Source organism: Neochlamydia sp. TUME1 (assembly GCF_000813645.1).
Taxonomy (GTDB): domain Bacteria; phylum Chlamydiota; class Chlamydiia; order Chlamydiales; family Parachlamydiaceae; genus Neochlamydia.
Genome location: NZ_JRXI01000022.1, coordinates 1 through 11257, shown reverse-complemented (window position 1 = coordinate 11257; position 11257 = coordinate 1). Strand labels below are relative to the sequence as shown.

Sequence of the window (11257 nt, the reverse complement as noted above, 5' to 3'; positions counted from 1 at the left end):
TAAAATTACAACCTTACTTAATCACTTTGCTTTAAAATATAAATTAATCCTTAAAGCTAATCAGATGGCCTATCAAGAGCTACAAAATTTGCAAAGTAGTCCTATGTCTGCGTAAGGTGAGTTAAAAGATCTTTTTAGCCATGAAGTGTTTACATAAAGCGAATGCTCCTTGAAGTAAACAAGGAGCAAAACAAGAAAATTAAAGAACTTCCTAATCCTCCTCTCTTCTTCCTCTAAAGATCAGATAATGCTAAGTAAGTAGTAGGCGGTAATGCCCGCCACGTAGCCTACAAAAGCAGGAAAAGATATTTTTTTTAAATACCAGAAAAAATCTACTTTCTCAAGCCCCATGAAGACCACGCCTGCAGCAGAGCCAATAATCAACAGACTGCCTCCAGTACCTGCGCAATAGGCTACCAATTGCCAAAAGGAAGAATTTTGAGGATATTGTTGAAGGCTGTACATTCCCATGCTGGCCGCTACCAATGGAACGTTATCTACAATCGCTGAAGCTATACCGATTAGAGTGGCTATCACCTCTATGTTTCCTACATGCTGATTTAACCACTGAGCTAACATTTTTAGTAGCTCTGCCGACTCTAAAGCATTAATGCATAAAAGAATGCCAAAGAAAAATAGTACTCCCGATAAATCAATCTTTGTTAATACATGCGGCACACGTAAATGTTCGCGATCTTCCTCTTTAAAATAAGCAATATCCGTCATTAGCCATAATAATCCTAAACCAAACAATATTCCCATAAAGGGGGGCAAACCCGTCAATGTTTTAAAAATAGGTACAAAGGTAAGCGCAGCTATACCTGCTAAAAAAATTAGCTTGCCAATAGGTTCTAGTTTTTTATGCGCGTTTAATAATTTATAATCGACTAGCGAGCCTTTTAAGCATCGGCTAATGATGGAAAATGAGCCAATAAAGCATGCTAGACTAGGAAAAAAAAGATTTTTAATGATTGCCCATGAAGTCACTTGTCCCCCTATCCATAGCATAGTTGTCGTGACATCCCCAATCGGTGTCCAAGCGCCCCCTGCATTGGCTGCAATTACTATCCCTCCGCCTATTAACCAGCGATCTTCTCGGTTCGTCAATAGCTTTTGCATAATGGAAAGCATTACAAGCGTGGTGGTTAGGTTATCTAGCACTGCTGATAAAAAGAAAGTAATCAAACCTAACACCCACAGCAGTCTAACTTTAGATTTAACTTTAATAACATCTAAAATGATTTTAAATCCTTGATGAGCATTGATAAGTTCCACGACACTCAAAGCACCTATAAGAAAGAATATTACCTGGCTAATATCAGCCACATGAGCAGCTAATGAATCTAGATTCTGCTGATGAGAAAATTTATCATGATGATTAGCAAATTGCAAAATCCAACAAATAATGGCCATCAGCAAAGCTGTGGTCGTTTTGTTGATTCTGATCACATGCTCTATAGTAATAAAGCCATAACCTATGATAAAGACAATAATCATGCTGATAGTATAAATATTTAGAGTGATAGCCATATAAGTTTTCCTGTAAATCTTTTCTGCTAATATACATTCTAATATGCGATTTCTACATTCTAACCTAGGTAAAAAAAAATGGAAGAGCCTATTTTATCTTTAAACTCTACTATTCATTCTTCTATAAAAAAAGCCACCCTTATCAAAGGCACAATTTATGGAGCTGCCGGCATTAGTTTATGGCTCTATGGAGGAATTTTCCTTTCCCCTTCTGTCTTAGCTACTTGGGGTTGGGTTCTTTTGCTTTTAGGAGGGATATTTATCACTTTAGGACTTTTGCCCTACCGTCAGTTGTCGTATTTAGAAAACACCCCCCACCAAGTCAAGGTGGACTCACTAAATGAACTTTATTTTGCCTTGCATGGCAGGATTCTTTTTAAGGTATCCCTGGAAAAAGTGGATGAAATAGCTTATCTAGACGATGATAAACATTACGGAATTGGCTTGTGGATTGCTCTTACCTCAAAAGACATCACTGCATTGCATTACTCTTTGGATCTTCCTCTATATTTAGAAGAAAATCAAAAAAAATATTTTTGCGACCTATTTTTACCCTATTTTAGTAAACGTTCCTATCATGACCTAGAAGAGATATACAAAAACTTGAAAAAAGAGAGTACAATAATCAATGAATAAAACATTTAATTGCACTCTAAAAAGGGCAGCATAAAGTAAGCCGCTCTCTCTAAAAAATAGGAAATTGCACTTTCCTAAAGTGGGGGCAGAAATATTAAATACTTGATGACTTCTATATGTTTTGCTTATTTATAGAAAGTAAGAACGATTACCTCTCTACCCAAGCATGTTTAAAGAAAAATTAATAGCTAGATGATAAAGGCTTAAGCGGGGGGACGTTCATATTCCAGATTGGACAATATCATGTAATTTGATAAGGCCTAGCAGCTTTTTATGCTCCGTAAGGACAGGTAACACCGTAATAGCATTTTTTTGGTCTCCTTCCATCTTACGCATGGCATCCCATGCCAAATTATGAGGAGCAACCCACCGAGCTGTTTGGATCATTAGATCTTTCATGGGCAATTGCAGGGAATCAGCTCCATGGGATTGTAAAGCCCGCCGGAGATCACCATCGGTAAATATTCCTTGTAAAATTTCAGTTTCATCAGTCACTAATACACAGCCACAACGTTTATTAGATAATTCTACAAGAGTATTTACCAATTTATCGTGAGGCTTGCATATAGGAAGGCTAGAGCCAGTGACCATTAAATCAGACACTTTAAGCGAGATGCGTTTACCAATCCTACCTGCAGGATGATTTTTTACATATTCTTCTAAGCTAAAATTTTTCATACGCATGAGGGCAACAGCAAGAATGTCTCCAAATATAAGCTGTATAACAGCAGACGTTGTCGGCACTATATCAAACGGGCAAAGCTCTTGCTGCAAAGGAAGATCAATATATATATCACTAGCTTTAGCTAAACGGCTTTTTGCATTGGAGACAATCCCTATAATTTTTACTCGCCGATTCCGCAGAGTAGGAATAAGAGATAAAAGCTCTTCACTTTCTCCACTTTTACTAAGAAAAACAAACACATCTTTTTCAGAAACTATGCCTATATCGCCATGTAAAGCGTTCGTAGGGGAAATAAATAAAGCTCGGGAGCCAGTAGAAGTCATGGTCATAGCAATTTTTTCTGCTACTAAGCCACTTTTTCCTACACCTGAAAAAACTACGACTCCCTCGCAGTCTTTTAAAGCCTGTACAATAATATCAGCAGCAGATAAATCAATCTTTTCAAAAAAATAATTTAGATAACTATTTTCTTTTTGGAGAAGCTCTTCTAACAAATGATGATTCCTTTTTAAGCTAAACGATCCGTGTGTTGAAGAATGCATTTTAAGGAATAAAAATATTACTCTCAAGCTATAAAAATCTACAGCTACAGACAGAATTAGAAAAATCAGAGTTCCAGAATATTTCTATTAGCGTTTATCTTTGTTAAAAAACGGGCCCGCTTTGACTTTTATAGCCACTATTTGCTACCTCTTCTTTGCTACCGAAGAAGTCCTCATAACCTGTCCTTAAAGCAAAACTCAATAACAAGCTTCTGATTAAAACAAACTGCCATCAGATAGCTTATAGCCTTTTTTCAAAGAAAAAAGTTATAAGTGTAAAATATTTTTTCAACTTATCTGCACGTAAGATATGTCATTAAGTAAAGAAGGAGCTGATAATCATTCAGTTGTTTTCAAAATAAGGGGGAAGTTTTTTAAAACATATTATCTATTGCTAAGTGGCCACCTTAAATTTTTTATGGACAAACATTTATTCTAATCAAAATATAAATCATTGACTATTCATAGACAGAAGCAGCTTGCTCATCTCCCTTTCACCCATAACAAGTGAATAGATACCGCCTTACTCCCTTACCTTAAGAGGAAGGGAGTAAGGGTGTAAAGTAGAGCAAAGAGGTGTTCAAGCAGCATTGGCTTTATTTAAATAGATCCTAGCCGGCTCATTGTTAATATCCCACTCATCTCCTTCAGCAGATTTGTTAAACTCTACAGTAACCGCCAATACTTCTTGTTGCACATATTCTTTATAATGCTCAAAAGCTAGTTTTACCCGTTCGGTTGTTTCTATATTTACGTGAATGCGATCAGTCACTTCTAAATTAGCTTCTCGCCGCATTGTATTGATCTTATTAACGAGCTCCCTGGCAATCCCTTCCATTAAAAGATCTTCATTTAAAGCTGTCTCTAAAACAATAGTAATCGATCCTTCATTAGCTCCAGCTAGACCCTCAAAAACCTGGCGTTCAACCTGGACATCTTCCGAAGTCAGCACTACTTCGGTATTTTCTATGCTTAAAGGAAGCGAATGGCCTTTCAGCAAGATAGATAATTGTTCTTGATTAAAAGCATCAATTGCTTGCTGAGTAGCTTTCATTAACTTACCCACTTTTTTGCCTAAGACGCGAAAATTAGGCTTAGCTTTAAGATTAACAAATGAAGACTCTTTCTCGGCAAATTCGATTATTTTCACATTCAGTTCATCGGCAATCAAGTGCTGTTGCTCTTTTAAAAATTGAAGAGTAACGGTATCTGCAGAAATAATATGGGCCTTCGCCAAGGGTTGTCGAACTTTAAGCTTATGCTCTTTTCTTAAAGCATGGCCCAAACTTACCGTACTTTGCACTGCGGCCATAGCGGCTTCCAGTTGCTCATCACGCATTTGCTCATTATATTCTGGATAAGCACAAAGGTGAACGGATTGAGGCATCTCTTCACTTTTCAGGTTCTGATAAATAGCTTCACTGATAAAAGGAATATAAGGCGCTGCAATCTTTGTAAATGTCAATAGAACATGATAAAGAGTGGCAAAAGCTTCGTTACGATCAATAGACTCTTTTTCTTCCCAAAAGCGACGGCGCGAACGTCTAATATACCAGTTAGTCAACTGCTCAATGAAATAAATGGTAGGCTCAATACCATGGCTAAGGTTATAATCATCCATTCCTACTTCTACTTGTTTGATAAGCTTATTTAAAAGCGAGATTACCCATCGATCGATAATAGCTGTAGGCTTTTTCGGCTGGTCACAAGGGCGCCAGCCATAGATACGCGCGTAGGTGATAAAAAAGCTATAAGCATTCCATAGAGGCAGCATTACTTGACGTAAGATAAGCTCTACTCCTGCTTCCACAAAGCAAAGGTCCTCGGCACGTACTGCCGGACTATGCATCATATAGACACGAATGGCATCGGCGCCAAAACGCTCAATGACAAGGCTAGGATCGGGATAATTGCGCAAACGCTTGGACATTTTTGCCCCATCTTCTGCCAAAACAATCCCATTCACAATAACGTTTTTAAAAGCTGGCTGATCAAAAAGGGCGGTAGACAGAATAGTTAGCGTATAAAACCATCCGCGTGTTTGATCTAAACCTTCTGCAATGAAATCTGCAGGAAATATTTCTTTAAACAGCGCTTGGTTTTCAAAGGGATAATGATTTTGTGCATAAGGCATAGAGCCCGACTCAAACCAACAATCGAAGACTTCGGGAATACGTTTAAAGACTTTTCCATTATGAGTAAAGGTTAGCTGATCAATAAAATGTCGATGTAAGTCTTTAATTTTAGCGCCACTTTTACTCTCTAACTCTTGAATGCTTCCTAAAACAAGTATTTCTCCATCTTCTGCACGCCAGATAGGAATAGGCGTCCCCCAGTAGCGATTTCGGCTGATAGCCCAATCTCTAGCACCTTCTAACCATTTACCAAAACGCCCATGTTTGACATACGAGGGAGTCCAATGAATCTGTTCATTAGCTTTCACAAGAGAATCTTTTATCTTTTCTACAGCTACAAACCAGGTAGTTACAGCTTTATAAATAAGAGGAGTGTCGGATCGCCAGCAGAAAGGGTAGCGGTGACGGCAAACACCATGAGAAAAGACTATCCCCTCTTTCTTTAAATGCTTAATAATCTCTTTATCCGCCTCTTTAACAAACGACCCTTGATATTCAGAAATTTCACTTGTGAAAAGTCCATTGCTATCGACTGGGCATACAATCTCTATGCCTTCTCTTTGACACGCATAAAAGTCTACTTCTCCAAAAGCAGGAGCTGCATGAACGATTCCCGTGCCCTCCTCTACCGATACGCTATCCTCGAGAATTACACGAAAGGCTCCTTTGCTCGCTCTATCTGCAAAATACTTAAAAGGCGGCTTATAACTTTTACCTGCTAAGTTCCTACCCTTCATCTCCTCTAATATTTGATACTCGCTTTCACTTTTAAAAGTGGCTGAGAGTCTAGATTTTGCTAAAATATAGTGTTGGCCCGAGGTAATATGTAGGATTTTTACGTAGTCTATCTCAGGCCCTACCATGAGAGCTAAATTAGAAACAAGTGTCCAGGGAGTAGTGGTCCACGCTAAAATAGCTATATGAGGTTCATCTAGCAAAGGAAAAGCTATCGTTAACGCAGGATCATCTACCTCTTTATAATTTTCGCCTGCTTCAAAATTAGAAAGCGGTGTTCCTAGTTTAGCAGAATAAGGCATGACTTTATAACCTTCATAAACCAGCCCTTTATTATAAAGCTGCTGAAAAACCCACCATACCGATTCCATAAAATTCACATCCATCGTTCGATAAGTTTGATCAAAGTCTACCCATCTCCCCATACGCTGAACAATCGTTTTCCACTCTTCAGTATAACGTAAAACAATTTTTCTACATTCCTCGTTGAAATTGGCTATTCCAAAAGTTTGAATAGCATCTCCACCCGAGAGGTTATGCATTTTTTCAATCTCATTTTCCACAGGAAGACCGTGGCAATCCCAGCCGAAACGCCGAGGCACGCAAAATCCTTTCATTGTTTTATAACGCAAGACTACATCTTTAATGGTGCCTGCTAGTAAATGACCATAATGAGGAAGACCCGTAGCAAAAGGAGGACCATCATAAAAAGCAAAAAGAGGTTTATCTCGATTTTCTTCTACCGATTGTGTGAAAATTTTATTTACACTCCAAAATTCAAGAATTCTTTTTTCACGCTCATCAAAACTTTCTGGAAGAATTTCTGCAAACATTCGCTAACCTACTAAGTAATATAAAATTGTTTTCGAAGCCATAGGCAAAAATAATAATATTTTCTCTCGAAAATGTCTAGCAAGCATCTTGTTTCTTCTCCTTCACGTAAAAAAATTGCTTCTATTTTATTATTTTTTACGTTATTATTTGATTAAGAAAAGGCAATACTGCCTTACAGTTTTTATCCACCATCCATCTTTCGGGGGTGTCACGGTTTCGACTGGGAAGCGAGGTATTGATTGCATGCGGAGGGTATCGGTTGGCCTCCTAAAAAAGCCGGTGAACAATTAAGTGCCAAAACAAGCACAAACGTAATCGCTGTTGACTTTAGCCCTGTGGCTGAAGCTAACTTTGAAATCGTAGCACGCGCTGCTTAATTGCAGTGCTTGCGCAGTAGTCTGAAATTGGACCAAGGATTTTAGAGTCTACTGTTATTTTCTTGGTATGAGCTAAGTTTCTCCAGCCTTAGAGAAACTTAAACTCAAGATCAATTGAGGCGAGTAGTTTCCAGTGGCGTGTTCTGCAGCGGAATCTACTTATTTTCAGAACACTAAGCATGTAGTGGTCACTATGTAGTTTGCTCAGGACGAGAGTTCAATTCTCTCCACCTCCAACCCATTATTAAGCTTCACTTTTAGGAGTGAAGCCTTTTATTTTTAAAAGCTTGCGAATCAAAAATTCAACCGAAATGTTCAAGCACATAAAGCCCAATTACACACTATTTACGCCGTAGACTGGATGAAAACAGTATAAAACTATCTCGGTCTTCCACATCTCCTGCTATATCTTTGTGACACTTGTGACTACTGTGACTCCTAGTGAAAGCGCATCAAATCCCCAAGATATTCCCACAGTAGAGAGTAAATATGTCCGTGGTAATAATGGTTTCATTGTCGAAATTTGCAATGAATAAACAGGTAGAAAATGTCTATCAAAAAAAAGAACCTTAAAGACTTGAAAAATGTTGGAAAAGCAACTTTACGGGATTTAAATATTCTGGATATTCATTTAGTTGAGGACTTAATCCATCATGATGCTACTCAATTGTTTGAACAATTAGAAAGGTTAACAGGAAAACGTCATGATCCTTGTATGTGGGACGTATTTGCCGCCATTATACATGAAGCTAAGACGGGAGAACCTACTTCATGGTGGGCATGGACAGCCCAGAGAAAGGCTCTTCAAAAAACAGGAAAGTTAATTCATATAATTTGAGTTATTCCTTAGCGATAATAACGCTTTAGTAATGCCCTCGATGCTTCTTTTTTCTTGCTTGAGTGCAAATTGATTATCTTTGCGAGCTTGTTTTTCGGCACTGCTAATGCTTTTCTTTCTTTTCTTCTCAAGCCCTTCTCGCATGTAATCTTGTGCTAACGTTGAAGGCTGTGTCGTTTCCTTCATTCTTGCCATTTCACGGTGGACTTCTCTTTGTACTCTCTTTGGATTCATGCGCTGGATTTGAATGTTGATTTCCTTAGCTTCTCCAAATTTTAGTTCATGATAATGATTAAGAACAAACTCATGAATCTCAGGATCAGACGGTTCACCACCCAAGATAGGCCTTGCAATTGCATACCCTTCTTTATCGGCCCGCTCAAAAGTTCCTACCCAGAACCGCTTTTCAAAGAAAATTGTTGCTTTAACTGTAGCAATTTTATTCCCTTTATATGGCTCAAGATACTAACACACTTTCCCAGGGGTTAAAAGAAACACTCTAACCGTTTTCATAAACGATTCTAGTAATTTCACAAAAATAGCATCTTTTTGTGAAATTCAAGGCAAATTTTATTGTTAATTTTCACAAAAAGATGCTACTTTTGTGAAAAAGGGAAACTCAAAATGCGCCAAAGTATTGAAATCGCAGTAAAAAATAGGATTGTTGAGCAGGGCCGCGGTTGGTGTTTTACGCCCATGCACTTTTCGGATCTGGGTAGGGATACCTCTATTCGAAAAGCTCTTTCACAGCTTCAAAAACAAAACATCATCCGTCGGCTCGCTCAAGGCGTTTATGATTACCCCAAAATACATGATCTACTGGGCACAATCCCCCCAGATTTGAATGAAGTTGCTAAGGCTATTGCGGAAAAAAATGGGGTTCAAATTCAACCTGCCGGAGCTCATGCTGCCAATTTAGTGGGCCTTTCTTTACAAGTTCCTGGTCGTGTCATGTTTTTAACCGAAGGCCCCTCCAGAAAAGTCAAAATTGGTAATCAAGAAATTATTTTTAAAAAGACCACGAAAAAAATTATGTCTTCTGCGGGAACTAGAGAAGGTCTTCTGATTCAAGCTTTGAAAAATTTAGGAAAAGATCACATTGACCAGGTAGCACGTGCGCAGGTATCAAAATTCCTTAAAGACTCAAAAGAAAATGAAATTAGACAGAATATGAAGTTTGCACCTGCATGGATACGATCTCTTTTTTTTGAAATTATGGGGCTCAAGCCATGAATGAAATTCATCTTTTGTCTAAAGATGAACGGGAACTTTTCTTTAGAGCTGCCACTGATATCAAGAACATGCCCTTTGAAATTATTGAGAAAGATTATTGGGTCGTATGGGTTTTGGAAAGACTATTTTCGCTAGAGAAGATGAGGCCGCATCTCACCTTTAAAGGAGGTACGTCCCTTTCAAAAGTATATGGATTAATTGATCGTTTTTCAGAAGATATTGATCTTTCAATTGAAAGAGAATTCTTTGGTTTTGGTGCACCCCATGACCCTGAAAATGCACCTTCCAAGAAAAAGCAAAATGCAATCATCGATAATCTTTCAAAAGCTTGCTCCAATTATGTTCAAACTCAGATGCTAGCTGAACTTAAAGATGCTTTTGCTGCAAAACTCGGAACAATTGATGGGTGGCAAGTCTTCCCTGACCAAGAAGACCCCGATGCCCAAACATTATTATTTGAATATCCAAGCGAAACCTCAAAAGCTGGGTACATTCGTCCGCTTGTAAAAATCGAAATCGGTGCAAGATCAGAACACTGGCCTGTCAGCGAACATAGAATAAAGAGCTACGCTAAAGAGGCATTAAAAGAAAAAATCCATGAATCTGAAATATGGATTCGAGTGCTGAATGCTGAACGTACTTTCTGGGAGAAAGCAACTATCCTTCATCAATATGCACATTTACCCGAAGATAAAAAGCTTCCGCCACGAATTTCAAGGCATTATTATGACTTTTTCCGTTTGCTCAATTCGGAGATCAAGGAGAAGGCTCTTATCGAGATAGCTCTACTTGAAAGAGTTGCCATCCACAAAAGCATTTACTTTGCATCAAGTTGGGCAAACTACGGAACAGCTCGAAAGGGAACCTTGAAGCTCTTTCCTCCTCCGCGAATTCTAAAAGAACTTGAGAAAGACTATGTTCTGATGAAGTCCATGTTTTTCAGAGAAATCCCAGAGTGGGAATTAATTTTAAAAACGATCGACACGTTTGAAAAAGAGTTTAATTACGTTAAAGGATAGGGCATTATGACCAATGAAATACTTATAAGGAATTACCGTACTGAAGACACGCAAGCTCTTGCAAATATCTATTTTTATACGATTCGCATCAATATTAAATATTACACGCAAAAACAAGTTAATGTATGGGCTTCTGAATCAAGCATAGAGAGAGAAGGCATGACTTCAGAAGCCAGCAGATAATGCCATCTTTTACAGACGCTAAATAAGGAAGGAACTGCGCAAGCCTCTAAGATAGGGAGCAGCAATTCATTGGGCAAACTTTCAATAGATGCCGATGAGATAGGATGCATTTTATTTCCTTGGGTAGTGATAACTCTTTCAGTATTTATACTTTTTTAAAGACAATATAAAAAAATTAAAAAGCAAGTCAAACGAATTCGTATAGAGCTAAGGAAAAAAGGGCGGTGGCCTTCCAAGCATTTAGGAACAGCAACAGGTTTTGGGGATTAAGTGACGCGGCAATTCTGGTTTGGCTAAAAGAATGAGATTGATTCTGTTCCTTATTTGAGAAAAACGGTTCTTTTTAGCGCAATGTTTTAACTCTTCAATCGAATAATGAAATACAATACGCCTAGCTTCTTCCTGTCAAGAAAGGCTGCTTTCTCAGCCTAGCAATCTGCACAAAAAGAGAGAAACTTCTTGCCATTATAAATGGGTAGGCTACTTTAAGCTTACTTAGTTGCGGGAAGG

Annotated in this window: 10 protein-coding genes and 1 other RNA gene; 6 read left to right on the top strand and 5 right to left on the bottom strand. The window is 38.3% G+C overall.

The features are described from left to right. Window positions 1–240: 240 nt before the first annotated feature. Entirely contained in the window at window positions 241–1530 is a 1290-nt protein-coding gene (gene nhaD / locus DB41_RS01035) for a sodium:proton antiporter NhaD (RefSeq protein ID WP_039383408.1), read from the bottom strand. Window positions 1531–1608: 78 nt separating this feature from the next. Between nhaD and DB41_RS01030 the strand changes: the two genes are divergently transcribed. Beyond that, complete coding sequence (locus DB41_RS01030; protein ID WP_039383406.1) at window positions 1609–2166, top strand: hypothetical protein; 558 nt, start codon at window positions 1609–1611, stop codon at window positions 2164–2166. 219 nt (window positions 2167–2385) lie between these two features. Here DB41_RS01030 and DB41_RS01025 read toward each other — a convergent pair whose 3' ends face one another. Together DB41_RS01025 and ileS are read right to left on the bottom strand one after the other, a co-directional pair. Then, the gene (locus DB41_RS01025) at window positions 2386–3345 is read right to left on the bottom strand and encodes an SIS domain-containing protein (protein WP_039383404.1); all 960 of its coding nucleotides are present in this window, start codon (window positions 3343–3345) and stop codon (window positions 2386–2388) included. Window positions 3346–3973: 628 nt separating this feature from the next. Further along, window positions 3974–7096, bottom strand: a complete 3123-nt coding sequence (gene ileS / locus DB41_RS01020; RefSeq protein WP_039383402.1) for an isoleucine--tRNA ligase — start codon at window positions 7094–7096, stop codon at window positions 3974–3976. 202 nt (window positions 7097–7298) lie between these two features. Here ileS and ssrA point away from each other — a divergent pair. The 3 genes from ssrA to DB41_RS01015 all read left to right on the top strand — a co-directional run bounded on the left by ssrA (window position 7299) and on the right by DB41_RS01015 (window position 8312). Continuing rightward, window positions 7299–7713, top strand: a transfer-messenger RNA (tmRNA) gene (ssrA, locus tag DB41_RS11125). Between the two features lie 174 nt (window positions 7714–7887). After that, complete coding sequence (locus DB41_RS12465) at window positions 7888–8010, top strand: hypothetical protein (RefSeq protein WP_255350891.1); 123 nt, start codon at window positions 7888–7890, stop codon at window positions 8008–8010. Between the two features lie 11 nt (window positions 8011–8021). After that, window positions 8022–8312, top strand: coding sequence for a helix-hairpin-helix domain-containing protein (locus tag DB41_RS01015; protein ID WP_039383401.1), 291 nt, complete (start codon window positions 8022–8024; stop codon window positions 8310–8312). Here the strand turns inward: DB41_RS01015 and DB41_RS01010 are convergent. Further along, window positions 8295–8729, bottom strand: a complete 435-nt coding sequence (locus DB41_RS01010; protein ID WP_238578391.1) for a YjdF family protein — start codon at window positions 8727–8729, stop codon at window positions 8295–8297. The genes DB41_RS01015 and DB41_RS01010 overlap by 18 nt on opposite strands. A 207-nt stretch (window positions 8730–8936) precedes the next feature. Between DB41_RS01010 and DB41_RS01005 the strand changes: the two genes are divergently transcribed. Both DB41_RS01005 and DB41_RS01000 read left to right on the top strand, forming a co-directional pair. Then, complete coding sequence (locus DB41_RS01005) at window positions 8937–9545, top strand: DUF6088 family protein (protein ID WP_039383399.1); 609 nt, start codon at window positions 8937–8939, stop codon at window positions 9543–9545. Continuing rightward, a complete protein-coding gene (locus DB41_RS01000) occupies window positions 9542–10564 on the top strand; it encodes a nucleotidyl transferase AbiEii/AbiGii toxin family protein (RefSeq protein ID WP_039383396.1) in 1023 nt (340 codons plus the stop codon). Before DB41_RS01005 ends, DB41_RS01000 begins: the two co-directional genes overlap by 4 nt. Window positions 10565–10665: 101 nt before the next feature. Here the strand turns inward: DB41_RS01000 and DB41_RS00995 are convergent, their stop codons facing one another. Next, window positions 10666–10857, bottom strand: a complete 192-nt coding sequence (locus DB41_RS00995; protein WP_039383393.1) for a hypothetical protein — start codon at window positions 10855–10857, stop codon at window positions 10666–10668. Between the last annotated feature and the right edge of the window lie 400 nt (window positions 10858–11257).

Excerpts from the sequence above, each read along its gene's own strand:
- nhaD (WP_039383408.1), bottom strand. The coding sequence starts at position 1,530 with ATGGCTATCACTCTAAATATTTATACTATCAGCATGATTATTGTCTTT.
- DB41_RS01030 (WP_039383406.1), top strand. The coding sequence starts at position 1,609 with ATGGAAGAGCCTATTTTATCTTTAAACTCTACTATTCATTCTTCTATA.
- ileS (WP_039383402.1), bottom strand. The coding sequence starts at position 7,096 with ATGTTTGCAGAAATTCTTCCAGAAAGTTTTGATGAGCGTGAAAAAAGA.
- DB41_RS01015 (WP_039383401.1), top strand. The coding sequence starts at position 8,022 with ATGTCTATCAAAAAAAAGAACCTTAAAGACTTGAAAAATGTTGGAAAA.
- DB41_RS01005 (WP_039383399.1), top strand. The coding sequence starts at position 8,937 with ATGCGCCAAAGTATTGAAATCGCAGTAAAAAATAGGATTGTTGAGCAG.
- DB41_RS01000 (WP_039383396.1), top strand. The coding sequence starts at position 9,542 with ATGAATGAAATTCATCTTTTGTCTAAAGATGAACGGGAACTTTTCTTT.
- DB41_RS00995 (WP_039383393.1), bottom strand. The coding sequence starts at position 10,857 with ATGCATCCTATCTCATCGGCATCTATTGAAAGTTTGCCCAATGAATTG.